At 60.0% G+C, this 19,609-nt stretch carries 5 protein-coding genes and 1 pseudogene (1 of these 6 cut by a window edge); 4 read left to right on the top strand and 2 right to left on the bottom strand.

Annotated features, from left to right (window positions below):
- Positions 1–58 precede the first annotated feature (58 nt).
- Together syrD and RYC17_RS00245 are read right to left on the bottom strand one after the other, a co-directional pair.
- Positions 59–1,759 (bottom strand): cyclic peptide syringomycin export ABC transporter SyrD, encoded by a 1,701-nt coding sequence (syrD, locus tag RYC17_RS00250; RefSeq protein WP_316890153.1) that lies wholly within the window; start codon positions 1,757–1,759, stop codon positions 59–61.
- Positions 1,760–1,838: 79 nt separating this feature from the next.
- Positions 1,839–2,900: a TauD/TfdA family dioxygenase gene (locus RYC17_RS00245; protein ID WP_122280354.1), complete on the bottom strand. Its 1,062-nt coding sequence runs from the start codon at positions 2,898–2,900 to the stop codon at positions 1,839–1,841.
- A 333-nt stretch (positions 2,901–3,233) separates the two neighbouring features.
- On the opposite strand from RYC17_RS00245, the gene syrB1 reads away from it, so the two are divergent.
- The 4 genes and pseudogenes from syrB1 to syrE all read left to right on the top strand — a co-directional run.
- On the top strand, positions 3,234–5,078 hold the full coding sequence (gene syrB1, locus RYC17_RS00240) for a syringomycin E biosynthesis L-threonine--[L-threonyl-carrier protein] ligase SyrB1 (RefSeq protein ID WP_058402103.1): 1,845 nt from the start codon (positions 3,234–3,236) through the stop codon (positions 5,076–5,078).
- Positions 5,079–5,095: 17 nt separating this feature from the next.
- Positions 5,096–6,028: a syringomycin E biosynthesis L-threonyl-[L-threonyl-carrier protein] 4-chlorinase SyrB2 gene (syrB2, locus tag RYC17_RS00235; RefSeq protein ID WP_003383694.1), complete on the top strand. Its 933-nt coding sequence runs from the start codon at positions 5,096–5,098 to the stop codon at positions 6,026–6,028.
- A 70-nt stretch (positions 6,029–6,098) separates the two neighbouring features.
- The gene (syrC, locus tag RYC17_RS00230) at positions 6,099–7,310 is read left to right on the top strand and encodes a syringomycin E biosynthesis aminoacyltransferase SyrC (RefSeq protein ID WP_316890144.1); all 1,212 of its coding nucleotides are present in this window, start codon (positions 6,099–6,101) and stop codon (positions 7,308–7,310) included.
- A 267-nt stretch (positions 7,311–7,577) separates the two neighbouring features.
- Positions 7,578–19,609, top strand: a pseudogene (gene syrE / locus RYC17_RS00225) (syringomycin E biosynthesis non-ribosomal peptide synthetase SyrE); its annotated part runs 7,429 nt beyond the window's last position; the annotation flags it as partial.

Below are 19,609 nucleotides of genomic sequence, written 5' to 3'. Positions count from 1 at the left end.
GCCTGCTTCATGCAGTTTTGTGAAGGACCATCCCTGGGAATTTGGACTGCGCTTGAGTTCAGGCGCGCTTGCCCTGGACCTCGCACTTCACGTCGGAGACGATGCAACCGTCGGCCAACTTGATGATGCGGTCGGCCAACTGGAAGTACTGATCGTCGTGAGTAATGATCAGGATCGTCTTGCCGCGACGTTTGAGGTCCGGCAGCAATTCCTCGTAAAAGAAACGCTTGAACGGCGGGTCCTGGTCGGCGGCCCACTCGTCCAGCAGGTAAATCGGACGGTCCTCCAGGTAGGCGCAAACCAGTGCCAGGCGTTTCTGCTGGCCGTACGACAAGTCCGTGGTGGTCGAGTAACCAAGTCCCTCGATCTTGACCTTTTCTTCCAGGCCCAGAGTCGACAGGTATTTCTGCGCCTGATCGGTGCTGGGATGTTCTTTCTCGTCAGGACCTATCAATCGGTTGAACACATGGAAGTCAGAGAACACCGCCGAGAACAGATCGCGATAGTTGCCGCGCGAGTCGTCTGTGACCGCCGTACCGTCGAGCAGTAGTTGACCCTCTTGCGGGATGTACAGGCCGCAAAACACTTTGGCCAGGGTGCTTTTGCCACAACCGTTGCCGCCGACGATGTAGACCAGTTCACCGGAGTGAATCGTCAGGTCGATAGGTCCCAAGGCAAAACCGGAACTGCTCTGCGGGTCCTTGTAGTTCATGTGTACGTTCTTCAGCTGGATACTCCCCCATGACTTCTTGTGATCGAGGAGCAGCACATTGTCGGCATCGCTGGTTTCCGGTTCTGGGTGCGGTTCGTTGATGGAGAATCCGAAATCCGCCAGGCGCGTGCAGGCAATACGTCCCTGGGCCAGCATCGGCATGGCGCTGACCAGCATTACCAGCGGGCCCATGATGTACAGCACCGCCAACACACTGGCACTCATGGTCCTGGCATCGATAACAGCGAACATCGGCGCAACGAACAGCAGGCAGCCGACCAGCAACGACAGGGTCAACTGGCCAACGTTTTCGGCGCCAGTGAACCAGAGCCGTTCAATGTAGTTGTACTTCGCGACCCGTACCGAAGACTCCTGGATCGCCGAGCGGCTGAACCAGCGGCGGCGAATACCGTTGAGTTTCAGTTCCTTGAGGCCGAACACCAGCGCGTGTGTGTATTCGTTGAAGGCCGTGAACTCGTCGCGCACCTTGTGGGTGAACTTCATGCCACCCATGAAAAACAGCATGTACATTGCAACGCCCAGCACCATCAGCGAGATGGTTATTGCAAACACCACCCAGGACAGGTAGGCCAGGTAGGCAATACCGAACAGGAACACCGCCGACTCCACCAGGATCGTTGGCATGACCAACAGCGTAGCGTTGAGTTGCGGCATATCACTGGTCAGCAGGGTCAGCACATTCGGCGCACCACGGCGGTCGATTTCCTCAAGCGGCGTGCCGAGGATCTTGCGGCACAGGGCAATGCGCATACGGGTCATGATGCGCATGCTGGCGTAGGCCGGAAACAGCGACGCACCGTTGCGGAAAACCAGGGCAACCAGGCTCAGGCCAACGAACCAGAACAACGACTCACGCTGAAAGGTCTCTTCGTGAATCGCCTGGTTAATCACATTGACCACGGCAATGGACGCAACGCCGCTGATGAGCCCGGTCAGCAGCGTAAAGAACGTCAGCCAGGGATGGTTGCTCCACAACAGACGCATGATCGAGCCTGGTCTGGCCTTCTTTTCTTGCTTGGTTTTCATTGGTTGCTGTCCTTGGATGCTTGGTCCGCGTGGGCGCCGATGTGTGAAAGCCCTGACGGTATCAATGGATGTCGATCATTCAGGCCGGTTGCCAGACATCGCCCCGATCAGTCATTTCACCCATGGCCACAACGATCAGCCGGGGCTCTTCATAAGGGTCTCGGGCATGGGCGACGAGCATGTTGTCAAGCATCACCACATCGCCCTTGCGCCAGTCGAAGCGCACTGCGCAAGCCTCGTAGGCATCACCGATCAAGGCCATCACCGAGTCTTCGATGGCTGAGCCGTCGCCATAGCTGACCAACCTTGGCAGGCGGTCGGGGCCGAACATATCGAGCAGGTCCTCGCGTAGCTCTTCGCCCATGCAATAGGGGTGATGCAACTGCACCTGATTGAAAAAGCCACGCTCGCCGGTGAACGGATGGCTGATCACCGCCGGGCACCGGGTGCGAAGCTGCAGCGTGTCGCCGTCAAGCCATTCGAAGTCTGTACCTTGCTCGCGGCAACGCTGTTCAATAACGCTGCGCTCAGAGGTGCCGAAGAACGATTCCCAGCTCGGCTCGACACCGGCAGTGAAGGTGCGGCTGTAAAGCAGGCCTTTGCTTTCAAAGCGCTCGACCACCTCTTTGGGCAGATAGGCGAGCACCTGGCGAATGTCCGCCAGCGGCGTTGCCCCGCCCACTTTCGATGGCTTCTCACAGAAGAACCACTGCTTGCGAGGCCAGCTTTCCAGGTGCGAACTCTCGTTGTGATAAAGGATCATTTCGCGCTCGGGATACGGCGTTGAGCGATAGACATTGCGCCCGCCTTCCTTCTTTGGAAGATCGCCGTATGTGCCGTGCAGGCCAGGCGACAGCGCCTCGGCAAATGCTTCGAAGGCGGCGACCGAAGGCAGGTCAAACCCGCGAAACAACACCGCGCCGTGACGACACAACAATGCCTCGATTGCCTCGCGTCGCTCGCTGGCCCACTGAGTCGGGTCCAGTCCATCAGCGATTGGCTCGACGACCATTGGCAAACTGATGCCAGCAGCCAGCAGGGACAACCGCACCGAGGGGTCAGCGGCTCCGTCGGGCCACGTTGGCGCCTCCGCTCGCTGTTCGTCAGCGAAAACGGGCGCAGTGTTAGCTTGAAGACTCATGCATAAACTCCTGGACCTCAGCCCTTCACATCCACGTTGTTTGGTGCCAGACCAACACGTTCCAGCACCGCGCAAGAATAAAAACACTGATGGCCGGGGGGCGTCTGTCACCGCATTCCGGGACAGCGGTCGCGCAGCATGTCAAAGCGAATTCATGGTGTTCGCCAGGGCCTTGTCCCCATTTCCCTCGACAGACGCAAGCCGGCAGTCGGTGCTGAAATGCGCCAACTGCGGATTTTGCCGGCCCTTCGAACAGATCCTTCAGGCCGCAGGGATGTCTTGAGTGCAGTGGATTTGAACGCTGCACCTGGTTACTAAACAGGAGCCTTTGTCATGCCGATCAAGAACACTGACGAATCGCTTGGCGCCGCGTCAGCCCCTCTCAAGCCCGGTGCTTTTCTGCACGAGATATTCACTGACAGGGCACGTCAATTTCCTGAGCGCATCGCAGTCAGTGATACGCTCAGGACCTTGAGCTACGCACAGCTCGAAGCACTCTCGACCAAGCTGGCTGCGCGTTTACGCAGTGAAGGTGTGACCCACGGAATGCGTGTGGGGATGTACATGTCGCGTAGCGTCGATCTGGTCATCAGTCTGCTGGGCATTCTCAAGGCCGGTGGCGCGTATGTGCCGGTTGACCCGCAATACCCTGGCAAGCGCGTCGAACACATCATGCGCGACAGCGGCCTCAGCCTGATCATCGGCGATGCTGCAGATCTGCCGAAAATACCGTCTCTGCGCGTATTGGCCCTTGACGAGTTGCTGTCCGCACCGGCGCTGAAACTGGCTGCCGAAGACGGCCGTTCAGACCCGGATCAGGTCACTGCCTACATCATCTACACCTCTGGCTCCACCGGTGAGCCCAAAGGCGTGCAGGTTTCCCATGGCAACGTCAGTCGTTTGCTGGAAAGTACCCAGCGCGCCTATGACTTCAACGCCCAGGACGTCTGGTCGATGTTCCACTCCATCGGTTTTGACTTCTCGGTCTGGGAAATCTGGGGCGCCCTCGCCCACGGCGGCCAGGTGGCTATAGTGCCGTATGAAGTCTCGCGCTCTCCTGCCAGCCTGCGTCAGTGGCTTGCCGATCAGCGCGTCACCGTGCTCAGCCAGACACCATCGGCCTTCCGCGGCCTTGATGAAGCTGATCGTGGCAATACTGCACCTCTTGCCCTGCGCTACGTGGTCTTCGGCGGCGAAGCGTTGCCCGCTACCGTGCTGCGTCCCTGGGTCGAGCGCCATGGCGACCAGAAGCCTGCGCTCATCAACATGTACGGCATCACCGAGGCCACCGTTCACACCACCTTCAAGCGAGTGTTGGCGCAGGACCTGGAAACAGCCGCCATGGTTTCTCTCGGCAAACCGCTGGACGGCTGGCGCCTGCACCTGCTTGACGCAAGCCTGGCCCCGGTCGCGGAAGGCACCACGGGTGAGCTGTACATCGAAGGCGCCGGCGTGGCTCAGGGCTATCTGAACCGTGAAGCGCTCAACGTCGAGCGTTTCGTCGAGTTGCCCGGTGCTGTACGCGCCTACCGCACTGGCGACCTGATGACCCTGGAGAGTAATGGTGAATACCGTTACGCCGGTCGTTGCGATGAACAATTGAAAATCAGCGGTTTCCGCATCGAGCCGGGCGAGATCGAGGCCTCTCTGCAAACCAGCCCGAACGTTGCCGCTGCCCATGTCGGTGTACACGATTACGGTGATGGCGACCTGCGTCTGGTGGCTTACGTGGTGCCAGGCAAGGGCGTCGATGCCTGGACAGAACAGACTCGCAGCGAAGTTGCCGCACTGCTGGCCGAAAGTTTGCCGGAGTACATGCGGCCCTCGGTGTATGTGCCGCTGGCATCGCTGCCGGTGACCCACCACGGCAAAATCGACAAGCAACAACTGCCCTCGCCTACCGCTGACACAGCGCCTTTACGTGCGGCAGACGTCAAGGGCCTCAGTGAACAGGAGCACTTCGTGCTCAAGGTCTGGAGCGAAGATCTGGGTCTGAAAAACATCGGCGTCAATGATGATTTCTTCGATTCCGGTGGCACCTCGCTGGCGCTGATCCGTTCGCTTAGCAAGCTCAAAGCGCACTACAAAATCAACCTCGACCCAGGAATCCTGGCGGATGGCGCAACGGCCAAAGTCCTGGCCGACCACATCTCCCGTAGCCTTGTTCAAGCCCATTGACCGAAAAGGAAAAGCTCATGAGCAAAAAATTCGCTTTAACTGCGGAACAGCGTGCCTCGTTCGAGAAAAACGGCTTTATCGGTCCGTTTGACGCCTACTCGCCAGAAGAAATGAAAGAAACCTGGAAGCGCACCCGTCTGCGTCTGCTCGACCGTAGCGCCGCGGCCTACCAGGATCTGGACGCCATCTCCGGTGGTACCAACATCGCCAACTATGACCGCCATCTGGACGATGACTTTCTGGCCAGCCACATCTGCCGCCCGGAAATCTGCGACCGCGTCGAAAGCATCCTCGGTCCGAACGTGCTCTGCTGGCGCACCGAGTTCTTTCCTAAATATCCGGGTGATGAAGGCACCGACTGGCATCAGGCCGATACCTTCGCCAATGCCTCCGGCAAACCGCAGATCATCTGGCCGGAGAACGAAGAGTTCGGCGGCACCATCACCGTCTGGACGGCGTTCACTGACGCGAACATTGCCAATGGTTGCCTGCAGTTCATTCCTGGCACCCAGAACAGCATGAACTATGACGAAACCAAGCGCATGAGCTATGAGCCCGATGCCAACAATTCGGTGGTCAAGGACGGCGTGCGTCGCGGTTTCTTCGGTTACGACTATCGCCAGTTGCAGATCGATGAGAACTGGAAACCTGACGAAGCCTCTGCTGTACCCATGCAGATGAAAGCCGGGCAGTTCATCATTTTCTGGTCGACGCTGATGCACGCATCCTATCCGCACAGCGGCGAATCACAGGAAATGCGCATGGGCTTCGCGTCACGCTATGTACCTTCCTTCGTGCACGTCTACCCGGACTCGGACCACATCGAAGAGTACGGCGGCCGCATCAGCCTCGAGAAATACGGCGCGGTGCAGGTAATCGGTGACGAAACACCGGAATACAACCGCCTCGTGACCCATACCACACGCGGCAAAAAATTCGAAGCGGTCTGATCCAGCTACGTCAGACGACAGTAGCCTTGCGCAATGTGCCTGAAAAAGCGCCCAAAAAGAGTAACGATCCATGACTATTTCCTCCGACGCAGCGATGCGTCTGTGCGAGACGGTGAGGATGCTCAGGCACCTTGCCCTCAATTTGCCCGATCCCGTGTGCCTGAGCTTTCTCGCCCAGGCCAACGGCCCGCTGCCAGAGCCGGCTTGCTCCAGCGTGCGGGCTACAGAGCGGGCGATCAATGCCGCGTTTGCGCGCATCGGCGTGCGCACCCTGCAGTACTTGCACGGTGGCGAGGCACAACTGTCGTCGTTCGAATACTTTATAAGCCGAAAAATCTGTGAAGCGCTCGACTATAGCTACGAGCACTTCGACGATGCTGGAGACGTCACCGCATTCAGTCGACTGCTCAAGCATTTTGAATTCAGCGGTGCAGTACCGCACATAGAGACACTGCACCTGACCACCCGTGACAATGCCCAATTGCTGGTGCATGCCAGCGCCAACCGCGAACTGCCTCCTGTAGTTCTGGCATTGCCTTGCGGCATTCCGTTCGATCTCTGCCGCGACTGGTTCGACGCCTTGAGCGAGCGCTTTTTTGTCGTGACCTGGGAGACCCGAGGGCTGTTCGGTGCCTGCGAGGCGTTCGACCAGATTGCGGTGGACACCGATGCTCAGGTCGCCGACATGATCAGCGTGATGAATCACTTCAGGCTATCGACCGCACACCTGATGGGCATCTGCGGCGGCGCGGTGATCGCCCTGAGCGCCGCCGCTTCCCACCGCGAACGGGTCAGCTCTCTGAGTTTGTGGCATGGCGATTACAACCTGGGCGACAACGATCTGCGTACCGCTCATCAGCAAAACTTCGAATGGCTGATGGAAAGCGCAGCTCAGGATCGCGGCGAGGCTGCTGACCTGCAAGCGATGTTCCTCGACCAGTCGACGCTGGCCACCACCCCTGAGTCCATTGCCCACGTGGTGCTTTACCCCTATGTCAATCCCGAGTTGTTCTATCGCTATGCGCGTTTGAATGATGCACTGAACAAGACCGAACTGGCACCACGACTGGCGCGCATCAGCGCGCCAACTCTGGTCGTGGCTGGCGATGCCGACTCGACGACGCACATCGGTGGCTCACGGCATATCGCTGCGTCGATCAAGGACGCCACGCTGCACATAGAACACAATGGCAGCCACCTCGCGTTCTTTGTCTCCAGCCCGCAATCGAAACACACCGCCTTCAGCTTCCTGGACGAAGTTCTTCAGCCCGCTGTCGCCTGACAGTCGCGCGATACCTCGGCGAATAAAAGGGCGGGGGCTCAGGCCCCCGACTTCACTCTGCGCTGCGGCCTTGAGCGCGGCTGTAACCGGCTCACCTCCCAGGCGGCACACTGGCGCAGCACCAATCAACAACCTTCCCTTCACCACCCCGCTCCACAAGCCAGTCGAATCGGTCCGGGCCTTATACCGAACAGTCTTGAATCATTGAACACCCAGCCCGGAAGCCCGCAGTTGTCCCAGCTTCCCACGACAGACATCCCCAAGGGGATGCTCTATTTTTTTTTCAATGTTTTTAGTCCTCCCTCCGACTGGCAGTCGTCCAGCCACATGCCACGCCGCCCTTCGACCGGAGACGAGCCAATTGATTTCGCAAACAGGTGCTTTGAGATGAATTCGTTGATCGACAATCTGTGCACGCAAGAACAAGAACCCCTTTCGCTGGCTTCGGTTCAGCAAGGTATCTGGCTCGATCAGCTCACACACCCGCACCTGCCTTACTACAACATCGGCATGACTCTGGAGATCAAGGGCGAGATCGATATTGTGCTGTTCGAAAAAGCCATCCAGATGGTCATCGACAGCCATGACGCGTTGCGTCTGAGTTTCAGTCACGAGAGTGGTATGGGCGGCCAGCGTGTTCTGTCCGAGGCGCCGTTCAAGCTTGAAGTGACCGACTTGCCTGAGGTCGACGGCGACGCCGAGCATGCCATTGCGCATCTGCGCGAGTCCTTCCGCCAACCCTTTGAGTCAATGACCGGACAACTCTGGGAGTCACGCCTGGTTCGTTGCGGGCCGCAACTGCATTACTGGTTCAATCGCTTGCACCACCTGGTCGCCGACGGTATCGGTGCAGTGCTGATTGCGCATGCCGTGGGCGATGCCTACTCAGGCTTGCTGGAAGGCAAGCAAACGCTTGCCGAGGGGCCTTCTTACCTCTCGTTCCTTGAAGAAGACAAGGCCTACATGACGTCTTCTCGCTACGAGCGTGATCGACTGTTCTGGGAGCAGACCTACGCCCAACTGCCGCCGGTTCTGCTGCAACGCAGAGCAGATTTCAAGGCAGGCGTAACCAACGGTCCAGCCCCCAGTGACCAGGTTCAAGCCATGTTGCCCCGCGCGCTTTACAACGCGCTTACGCAGTTTGCCAGCGAATGCAACCTGTCTGTGGCTCATGTACTGGTCGGAGTTATCAGCACCTATTTCTGCCGTACCGTAGGCGTCGATGAGATCGTTGTCGGAATGCCGGTGCATAACCGTACCAATGCTCGTCAGAAAGCCACCATCGGGATGTTTTCCTCGATCAGCCCGATTCGCGTGGGCTTCGATCCGCATGCAACGCTGGTCGACCTGATGAATAACATCGGTACGCAACTACGTCGCACTTACCGTCACCAGCGTTTCCCGATTGCCGAACTCAACCGTAGCCTGCGGCTGGCGCAAACCGGACGCCATCAGCTGTTCGATGTTTCACTGTCATTCGAAAGCTTCGATGGTGACGTCACGTTCGGCGGCGAGGACCCGGCGCGGGTGCTGATGCTGGACAACGGCTACGAACAGACGCCCATGGCGATCTTCGTACGCGATTACCATCCCTCTGAAGACATCCACCTGGACTTCAACTTCAACACGGCTTACTTCACCTTCGAGGAAGTTCAGCGCATACAGCAGCGCATTTTCGCCATGCTTGAAGCTGTGCTGAATCAACACGACAACCCTTTGGCACACTTCCCGCTGATGAGCCAAAACGAGCATCAGCAACTGGCAACTTTCAACCAAACCGCCCTCGCCTATCCTCGCGACATCCTGATTCACCAACTGATCGAGCAACAGGCCGCCCAGCGTCCTGATGCCTGCGCTGTGCGCGGCGACAGCGGGCCGTTGCTCACCTACGCCGAACTCAACCAGCAGGCCAATCAGCTGGCCTATCGCCTGATCGAACTGGGTGTGAAGCCGGATACGCGGGTTGCGGTAAGCCTGCGGCGCGGCGCGGAAATGGTCGTGGCACTGTTGGGTATTCTCAAGGCCGGTGGCGCCTATGTGCCGATCGATCCGGACCTGCCGAGCGCCCGTCAGGCCTATATGCTTGAGGACAGTTCGCCGCAGGCAGTGCTGACCAGCAGCGATCTGCTTGCAGATCTGCCAGCCCTAAGCGTTCCGGTGCTGGTGCTCGATAATCGCGATGACCTCGCGCAACTGGCTAAGCAGCCGAGCGGCAACACGGATGCCAAGGCTCTGGGTCTTCAGCCGAATCATCTGGCCTATGTGCTGTACACCTCGGGTTCCACCGGCACGCCCAAAGGCGTGATGAACGAGCACCTTGGAGTCGTTAACCGCCTGCTCTGGGCCCGTGACGCCTATAAAGTGAACAGTCAGGATCGGGTACTGCAAAAGACCCCGTTCGGCTTCGACGTGTCGGTCTGGGAGTTTTTCCTGCCGCTGCTCGCCGGCGCCGAACTGGTCATGGCCCGTCCCGGTGGCCATCAGGACCCTGACTATCTGGCGCAGGTCATGAGTGACACGGGCATTACCCTGCTGCACTTTGTGCCTTCAATGCTCGACGTATTTCTGGGACACCGTTCAACCCGCGACTTCCCGCAACTGCGCCGCGTACTGTGCAGCGGCGAGGCCTTGCCTCGCGCGTTGCAGCGCCGCTTCGAGCAACAGCTCAAGGGTGTTGAACTGCACAACCTGTATGGCCCGACCGAAGCGGCCATCGACGTTACTGCGTGGGAATGCCGCCCGACGGATCCGGGCGAAAGCGTGCCCATCGGCCGTCCGATTGCCAATATTCAAATGCACGTGCTGGATGCGTCAGGTCACTTGCAACCACTGGGCGTTGCCGGTGAGCTGCACATTGGCGGCATTGGCGTGGCCAGGGGTTACCTGAACCAGCCAGAATTGAGTGCCGAGCGTTTCGTCGCTGACCCGTTTTCCAGCGACCCGCAGGCCCGCCTGTACAAAACCGGCGACGTGGGTCGCTGGCTGGCCAATGGCGCGCTGGAATACCTGGGCCGTAATGACTTCCAGGTGAAGATCCGCGGCTTGCGTATCGAGATCGGCGAAATCGAGGCCGCTCTGGCCTTGTGCGCCGGTGTGCGTGAAGTGGTAGTGGTTGCCCGTGCAGACGACCCGACACAACCTGACAGCAAGCGTCTGGTGGCCTACCTGTGTGGCGAACCGGCACCCGCCGAAAACCTGCGCAAAGAGTTGCTTGAACACCTGCCCGAATACATGGTTCCCAGCGCTTTTGTGCAGCTGGACAGCCTGCCCTTGACGCCCAACGGCAAGCTGGATCGCAAGGCACTACCTGCTCCGGATGCGCAATCGCTGATCAGCCGCGGTTACGAAGCGCCGCAAGGCGAAGTGGAAACGCTGCTGGCGTCGATCTGGGCCGACGTGCTCAAGGTTGAACAGGTGGGTCGTCATGATCACTTCTTCGAACTGGGCGGCCACTCGCTGCTGGCGGTGAAATTGATTCAGCAAATGCGCGATGTCGGTCTGAGTGCCGATGTGCATGTGCTGTTCGGCCAGCCGACCGTGGCGGCGCTTGCCGCAGCAGTCGATGGCGGCACGGACGTCGTGGTGCCGGCCAACCTGATTCCCGAACGTTGCGAACACATCACCCCTGACTTGCTGCCGCTGATCAGCCTTACTCAGGCGCAGATCGACCGCGTGGTGAAAGATGTGCCCGGCGGTGCTGCCAATGTGCAGGACATATACCCGCTGGCACCGTTGCAGGCGGGGATTCTTTACCACCATATCAGTGCCGAACAGGGCGACCCCTATACCCTGAAAGCACTGTTCGGCTTATCTGACCGGGCGCGGCTGGACGCTTTCAGCGGCGCTTTGCAAGGCGTGATCAACCGCCACGATATCCTGCGCACCGCGGTGCTGTGGGAAGATCTCGATGAACCGGTGCAAGTGGTGCTGCGCCAGGCTGAACTGCAAGTCACCGAGTTGTTCCTCGACCCTGCAGACGGCCCGGTTGACGAGCAATTGCACCAGCGCTTCGACCCTCGGCATTACCGCCTTGATGTGCGTAACGCGCCATTGATGCGCATTGTCTATAGCCATGACCCGGTCAACGACCGCTGGCTGGCGATGCTGCTGTCCCATCACCTGGTCAGCGACGCCACTTCCCTGTCCGTGGTCCTGCATGAAATTCAGGCGCACCTGCTCGGTCAGGGCGATGCGTTGGCTGAGACGGTGCCGTATCGCAACTATGTCGCCCAGGCTCGCCTGGGGGGCCGTGATGCTCAGCACCAAGCGTTCTTCCGCGAGATGCTCGGCGACATCGTCGAGCCGACCCTGCCATTCGGTGTGCAGGATGTGCAGGACGGCGGCCGTGACCTCAAAGAGGCCAGCGTGCCCCTGGCCGCCGAGCTGAGCCTGCGTTTGCGGGCTCAGGCTCGACAGGCAGGCGTCAGCGTCGCGAGCCTGATGCACCTGGCCTGGGCGCGGGTGCTGGGCAATGTCTCGGCCTGTGAAAAAGTGGTGTTCGGCACGGTACTGCTGGGCCGTATGCAGGCCGGCGACGGTGCCGACCGTGCGTTGGGCATGTTTATCAATACCTTGCCGCTGCGCGTCGATATCGACGCGACGACAGTGGCCGAGGGATTGAAGGCGACCCACGAGCGGCTGACATCCTTGCTGGGGCATGAGCATGCTCCGCTGGTGCTCGCCCAGCGCTGCAGCGGCGTGGCCGCACCGACGCCGCTATTCAGTGCATTGCTCAACTACCGGCACAGTGTCGTGGGCGATGTTTCGGCACAAGCTGCCGCCGCCTGGGAAGGGATCGAGTCTTTCGGCACCGAAGACAATACCAACTACCCGTTGACCCTGAACGTCGATGACCTGGGCGATGCTTTCACGCTCACTATTCAGGCCGTCCAGCAAATCAATGCTCAGCGCATCGGCGAGTACATGCAGGTTGCACTGCACAGCCTGGTGGAAGCACTGGAACACACCCCGCATGCCGCGTTGAACAGCCTGTCGATACTGCCGGACGATGAGCGCGAGCTGTTGCTGGCGGGCTTCAATGACACTGCCCACCCTTATCCTCGCGATGTGTTGATTCACCAACTGATCGAGCAACAGGCCGCCCAGCGTCCGGGTACTTGCGCCGTACGCGGCGACAGCGGACCGCTGCTCACTTACGCCGAACTCAACCAACAGGCCAACCAGCTCGCCCATCGCCTGATCGAACTGGGCGTGGAGCCGGATACGCGAGTTGCAGTCAGCCTGCGTCGCGGACCGGAAATGGTCGTGGCGCTGTTGGGTATTCTCAAGGCCGGTGGCGCCTATGTACCGATTGACCCGGACCTGCCGAGCGCGCGTCAGGCCTATATGCTTGAGGACAGCTCGCCGCAGGCAGTGCTGACCAGCAGCGATCTGCTTGCAGATCTGCCAGCCCTAAGCGTTCCGGTGCTGGTGCTCGATAACCGCGATGACCTCGCGCAACTGGCTAAGCAGCCGAGCGGCAACACGGATGCCAAGGCCCTGGGCCTGCAACCGAATCATCTGGCCTATGTGCTTTACACTTCCGGTTCCACCGGCACGCCCAAAGGCGTAATGAACGAACACCTGGGTGTGGTCAACCGACTGCTCTGGGCGCGCGACGCCTATCACGTGGACAGCAACGATCGGGTACTGCAAAAGACCCCGTTCGGCTTCGACGTGTCGGTCTGGGAGTTTTTCCTACCGCTGCTGGCCGGTGCCGAACTGGTCATGGCCCGTCCCGGTGGCCATCAGGACCCTGACTATCTGGCGCAGGTCATGAGTGACACGGGCATTACCCTGCTGCACTTCGTGCCCTCGATGCTCGATGTATTTCTGGAGCACCGTTCAACCCGCGACTTCCCGCAACTGCGCCGCGTACTGTGCAGCGGCGAGGCCTTGCCTCGTGCGTTGCAGCGCCGCTTCGAACAACAGCTCAAGGGCGTTGAACTGCATAACCTGTATGGCCCGACCGAAGCGGCCATCGACGTTACTGCCTGGGAATGCCGCCCGACGGATCCGGGCGACAGCGTGCCTATTGGCCGTCCGATTGCCAACATTCAGATGCACGTGCTGGATGCCCTGGGCCAGCTGCAACCACTGGGCGTGGCCGGTGAACTGCACATTGGCGGCATCGGCGTAGCGCGGGGTTATTTGAACCAGCCAGAACTGAGTGCCGAGCGTTTCATCGCCGACCCGTTTTCCAGCGATCCGCAGGCCCGCCTGTACAAAACCGGCGACGTGGGCCGCTGGCTGACCAACGGCGCGCTGGAATACCTGGGCCGTAATGACTTCCAGGTGAAGATCCGCGGCTTGCGTATCGAGATCGGCGAAATCGAAGCCGCTCTGGCCAAACACCCGGCGGTCCACGAAGCGGTGGTCACTGCTCGTGAAGATGTGCCGGGCGATAAACGCTTGGTAGCTTATTACACCCTGATAGCAGAGCATGCTTCGGTAGACATCGACAGCTTGCGCGATTCGCTGCAGGAACAACTGCCGGCCTACATGATCCCGATGGCCTATGTGCTGCTCGACTCAATGCCACTGACGCCGAACGGCAAGCTGGATCGCAAGGCGCTGCCAGCACCAGACGGTGATGCACTGATCAGTCGTGGCTACGAAGTGCCGCAAGGCGAAACCGAAGAGCAGATCGCGGCTATCTGGCAAGACCTGCTGGGCATTGAGCAGGTAGGCCGTCACGACCATTTCTTCGAACTGGGCGGCCACTCACTGCTGGCCGTCTCGCTGATCGACCGTCTGCGCAAGCAGGGCCTGAGTCTCAGCGTAAACACTGTATTCACTGCGCCCAGCGTGCGCGAAATGGCCTTGGCTATCAGCCAGGACAAACAAGCCCTGTTCCAGGCACCGGCTAACCGCATCCCGACCGACTGCACGCAATTGACGCCAGACATGTTGCCGCTGGTGGAGCTAAGCGTTGATGAGATTGAACTGATCACCTCCGCCGTTCCGGGTGGAGCCGGCAATGTCCAGGACATTTACCCGCTGGTACCGCTTCAAGAAGGCATCCTGTTCCATTACCTGCTGAATCATGAACGCGACGCCTACCTGGTGCGCTCGACGATCGAGTTCGACAGCCGTGCGCGTCTTGACGCCTTTCTTGAGGGGCTGCAAACGGTTATCGACCGTCATGATGTCCTGCGCAGTTCGGTGCATTGGACCGGCCTGCCGCAAGCGGTACAAGTGGTGCATCGCCAGGCACAATTGCCGGTACACACACTCACGCTGACGCCGGATGAAGACGCGCTCAGTCAGGTGGATCGTCTCACTGATCCAGGTCGTCTGCGCCTGGACCTGAGACAGGCACCGCTGCTATCGGCCTACATTGCTGGCGACCCACACTCGGATCGTTGGCTACTGGCGCTGATTGATCACCATATGATCAGCGACCACACCACCCTGGAACTCATAGTCGAAGAAATTCGCCTATTGATGCGAGGTCAGAGCGAAGACCTGCTGCCACCGCAGCCTTATCGGGAGTTTGTTGCACAGACCCTCGCCAGCCCTTCAAGTGCCCACGAAGCCTACTTCACGCGCCGTCTGGCTGATGTTGATTCACCCACCGCTCCGTTCGAACTGCTGGAAGTTCAGGGCGACGGCAATGACGTTGAAGAGGCCGAACTGGCATTGAGCAGTGACCTCTGCGCACGTATCCGCACTCAGGCCCGGGAGCGCGGCATGTCCCCGGCGGTTCTGTTCCATGTTGCCTGGGCTCAGGTGCTGGCGCGTTGTACCGGTCGCGATGATGTGGTGTTCGGCACCGTGGTCACCGGCCGCCTGCAAGGTACGTTCGGCGCCGAGCGGGCCATGGGCATGTTCATGAACACCCTTCCGGTTCGCGTGCAACTGGCCACGCAAGGCGCCCAGGAACTGGTCATGGCCACCCACCGTGATCTCAGCGAATTACTGAGCCACGAGCAGGCATCATTGGCCCTCGCCCAGCGTTGCAGTAGCGTGGCCACGGCAGTGCCGTTGTTCTCCAGCCTGCTCAACTACCGGCATCAGGGCAAGGACAGCCAGTTGCAATGGCCGGGCATGCGCTTGCTCGACAGCTCTGAGCGCACCAACTACCCGCTGTGCTTGTCGGTTAACGATTACGGCAGTGACCTCGGCCTGTTGATACACAGCGTGCAGCCCGCGGACCCGCAACGTCTGTGCGCCATGATGCAGTGTGCGCTGGAGCAATTGACTAACGCGCTGGCGCATACACCGCAGATGGCCGTTACGCAGCTGGATGTGCTGCCCGCCGCCGAGCGCAATCGGCTGTTGGAGACCTTTAACCAGACCCGCCAGGACTACCCGACGGACCTGTGCATTCAGCAGCTGTTTGAAGCGCAGGTACGCACCCGACCTGATGCCATCGCCGTGGCTTTCCAGGCGCAGCGCGTGAGCTATGCCGAATTGAACCGTCAGGCCAACCGTCTGGCGCATCATCTGATTGGCCTGGGCATCGGCCCGGATAATCGGGTGGCGATCTGCGTCGAGCGCGGCGTGGAAATGATGGTCGGCCTGCTCGGTGTGCTCAAGGCCGGAGCGGCTTACGTGCCACTGGACCCGGCCTACCCGGCCGAGCGCCTGGCCTACATGATCGAAGACAGCACGCCGTCGGCGTTGCTGACACAGAGCCACTTGCAGGAATATCTGCCGACTCTGACCTTGCCACTGGTGTTGCTCGACGATGATCAGCGCAGCACCTTTACCGAGCGTGACGACAACCCGGTGGTGCAAGCCCTCGGTGCGCGCAACCTGGCGTATGTGATTTACACCTCGGGCTCCACTGGCAATCCGAAGGGCGTGATGATCGAACACCGTGGCCTGGTCAACTACAGCGTCGATGCCGCGCGGCTTTTTGCTCTGTCCCCAACCGACACCGTGCTGCAACAGAACACCCTGAACTTCGACCTGTCGGTGGAGGAAATCTTCCCGGCCTTGCTGGCTGGTGCCACTCTGGCGCCAAGCAGCGATATCTTCGGCAGCGAAGGCACTGAAACTCACGGCATTCAACTCACCGTCCTGCACCTGACCGCTGCGCACTGGCATACGCTGGTGGCCGAATGGCACAACCACCCGCAGGTCGCTGAGCAACGTCTGCAGCATGTGCGCTTGATCAACGTCACGGGTGACGCACTGTCGGCGCAGAAGCTCAAGCTCTGGGACGAGATGCGCCCGGCGCACACTCGCCTGATCAACACCTACGGTCCGACCGAGGCCACCGTTTCCTGCACCGCCGCCTACGTCAGTCATGACGCCGTGGCCGGCAGCGAAGGCAGCGGCAACGCGACCATTGGCAAGCCGATGGCCAACACCCGTATCTACCTGCTTGATGCTCAGCAGCAGCCAGTGCCATACGGCGTGGCCGGTGAGATTTTCATCGGTGGCGACGGCGTGGCACGCGGCTACCTTAACCTTGAAGAGGTTAATGCCGAGCGTTTCCTGGCGGATCCGTTCAGCAACAGCCCTGACGCCAGGATGTACAAGACCGGCGACCTGGCACGCTACATGGCCGACGGCCGTATTGAATACCTGGGCCGTAACGACTTCCAGGTCAAGGTGCGTGGTTTCCGTATCGAACTTGGGGAAATCGAAGCTCGTCTGGGCAATTGCGCCGGGGTCAAGGAGGCGGTGGTGGTCGCTCGGGAAGATAATCCGGGAGACAAACGCCTGGTGGCCTATGTGGTTGCCCAGCCGCAAAGCCAGCTTACAACCGCTGAACTGCGTGCCGAACTGGCACCGCAACTGGCCGAGTACATGCTGCCGAGCGCGTTCGTGATCCTCGACGCATTGCCGTTGACGCCGAACCGCAAGCTGGATCGCAACGCCTTGCCAGCCCCGCAAGCCGATGCACTGATCAGCCGTGGCTATGAAGCCCCGCAAGGCGAAACCGAAGAGCAGATCGCGGCTATCTGGCAAGAACTGCTGGGCATTGAGCAGGTAAGCCGTCACGACCATTTCTTCGAACTGGGTGGCCACTCACTGCTGGCCGTCTCTCTGATCGAGCGTCTGCGCAAGCACGGCCTGAATCTCAACGTAAAGACTGTATTCACTGCGCCCAGCGTGCGTGAAATGGCCTTGGCTATCAGTCAGGATAAACAAGCCCTGTTCCAGGCACCGGCTAACCGCATCCCGGCCGACTGCACGCAATTAACGCCAGACATGTTGCCGCTGGTGGAGCTAAGCGTTGATGAGATTGAACTGATTACCTCGGCCGTTCCGGGTGGAGCCGCCAATATCCAGGACATCTATCCGCTGGCACCGCTTCAAGAAGGCATCCTGTTTCATTACCTGCTGAATCGTGAACGCGACGCCTACCTGATGCGCTCGACGATCGAGTTCGACAGCCGTGCGCGTCTTGACGCCTTTCTTGAGGGCCTGCAAACGGTTATCGACCGCCATGATGTCCTGCGCAGTTCGGTACATTGGATCGGCCTGCCACAAGCGGTGCAAGTGGTGCACCGCCAGGCGCAATTCGCGGTACATACCCTCACGCTGACGCCGGACGAAGACGCACTCAGCCAGGTGGATCGTCTCACTGATCCCAATCGTCTGAGCCTGGACCTGCGACAGGCCCCGCTGCTACTGGCCTACATTGCTGGCGACCCCAACTCGGATCGTTGGCTACTGGCGCTGCTTGACCACCACATGGTCAGCGACCACGTCACTCTAGAGCTCATACTCGAAGAAATTCGCCTGCTGATGCAAGGCCAGAGCGCAGACCTGCTGCCACCGCAGCCTTATCGGGAGTTTGTCGCACAGGCCCTCGCCAGCCCTTCAAGTGCCCACGAAGCCTACTTCACCCGCCGCCTGGCTGATGTTGATTCACCCACCGCTCCGTTCGAACTGCTGGAAGTTCAGGGCGACGGCAATGACGTTGAAGAAGCCGAGCTGGCATTGAACAGTGACCTTTGCGTACGTATCCGCACTCAGACGCGGGAACGCGGCATGTCCCCGGCTGTGCTGTTCCATGTCGCCTGGGCTCAGGTGCTGGCCCGCTGTACCGGCCGCGATGATGTGGTGTTCGGCACCGTTGTGACCGGTCGTCTGCAAGGTACGGTCGGTGCCGAGCGGGCCATGGGCATGTTCATGAACACCCTGCCGGTTCGCGTGCAACTGGCCACACAAGGTGTCCAGGAACTGCTCATGGCCACCCATCGTGATCTCAGCGAGTTACTGAGCCACGAGCAGGCATCATTGGCCCTGGCTCAGCGTTGCAGTAGCGTGGCCACGGCGGTGCCGTTGTTCTCCAGCCTGCTCAACTACCGGCATCAGGGCAAGGACAGCCAGTTGCAATGGCCTGGCATGCGCCTGCTCGACAGCGCCGAACGCACCAACTACCCGCTGTGCTTGTCGGTCGACGATTACGGTAGTGAGCTCAGCCTGGTGATACACGGTGTGCAGCCCGCGGACCCACAACGCCTGTGCGCCATGATGCAGTGTGCACTGGAGCAATTGACCGACGCGCTGGCGCATACACCGCAGATGGCCGTTACGCAGCTGGATGTTCTGCCCGCCTCCGAGCGCAACCGGCTGTTGGAGACCTTCAACCAGACCCGCCAGGACTACCCGACGGACCTGTGCATTCAGCACCTGTTTGAAGCACAGGTACAGGCGCAACCTGACGCCATCGCCGTGGCTTTCCAGGCGCAGCGCTTGAGCTATGCCGAGTTGAACCGTCAGGCCAACCGTCTGGCTCACCACCTGATCGGCCTGGGCATCGGTCCGGATGATCGAGTGGCGATCTGCGTCGACCGCGGCGTGGAAATGATGATCGGCCTGCTGGGTGTGCTCAAGGCCGGAGCGGCTTACGTGCCACTGGACCCCGCCTACCCGGCCGAGCGCCTGGCCTACATGATCGAAGACAGTACGCCGTCGGCGCTGCTGACACAGCGTCACTTGCAGGAATATCTGCCGACTCTGAGCTTGCCGCTGGTGCTGCTCGACGATGATCAGCGCAGCACGTTTACCGAGCGTGACGACAACCCGGTGGTGCAAGCCCTCGGTGTGCGCAACCTGGCCTATGTGATCTACACCTCGGGTTCCACGGGCAATCCGAAGGGCGTGATGATTGAACACCGTGGCCTGGTCAACTACAGCGTCGATGCTGCACGCCTGTTTGATCTGTCCCCAACCGACACTGTGCTGCAACAAAACACCCTTAACTTCGACCTCTCGGTAGAGGAGATTTTCCCGGCACTCCTGGCCGGTGCCACCCTGGCGCCGAGCCGCGAGATCTTCGGCAGTGAGGGCATTGAAAATCACGGCATCTACCCAACCGTCCTGCACTTGAC

The sequence above is a fragment of the Pseudomonas syringae group sp. J248-6 genome (assembly GCF_032586995.1).
Taxonomy (GTDB): Bacteria; Pseudomonadota; Gammaproteobacteria; order Pseudomonadales; family Pseudomonadaceae; genus Aquipseudomonas; species Aquipseudomonas amygdali.
Note: the sequence above shows the minus strand (reverse complement) of the source record. Positions and strands in the feature narration are given on the sequence as shown.

Coding starts and splice junctions, on each gene's coding strand:
- syrC (WP_316890144.1), top strand. CDS start 6,099: ATGACTATTTCCTCCGACGCAGCGATGCGTCTGTGCGAGACGGTGAGG.
- syrB2 (WP_003383694.1), top strand. CDS start 5,096: ATGAGCAAAAAATTCGCTTTAACTGCGGAACAGCGTGCCTCGTTCGAG.
- syrD (WP_316890153.1), bottom strand. CDS start 1,759: ATGAAAACCAAGCAAGAAAAGAAGGCCAGACCAGGCTCGATCATGCGT.
- RYC17_RS00245 (WP_122280354.1), bottom strand. CDS start 2,900: ATGAGTCTTCAAGCTAACACTGCGCCCGTTTTCGCTGACGAACAGCGA.
- syrB1 (WP_058402103.1), top strand. CDS start 3,234: ATGCCGATCAAGAACACTGACGAATCGCTTGGCGCCGCGTCAGCCCCT.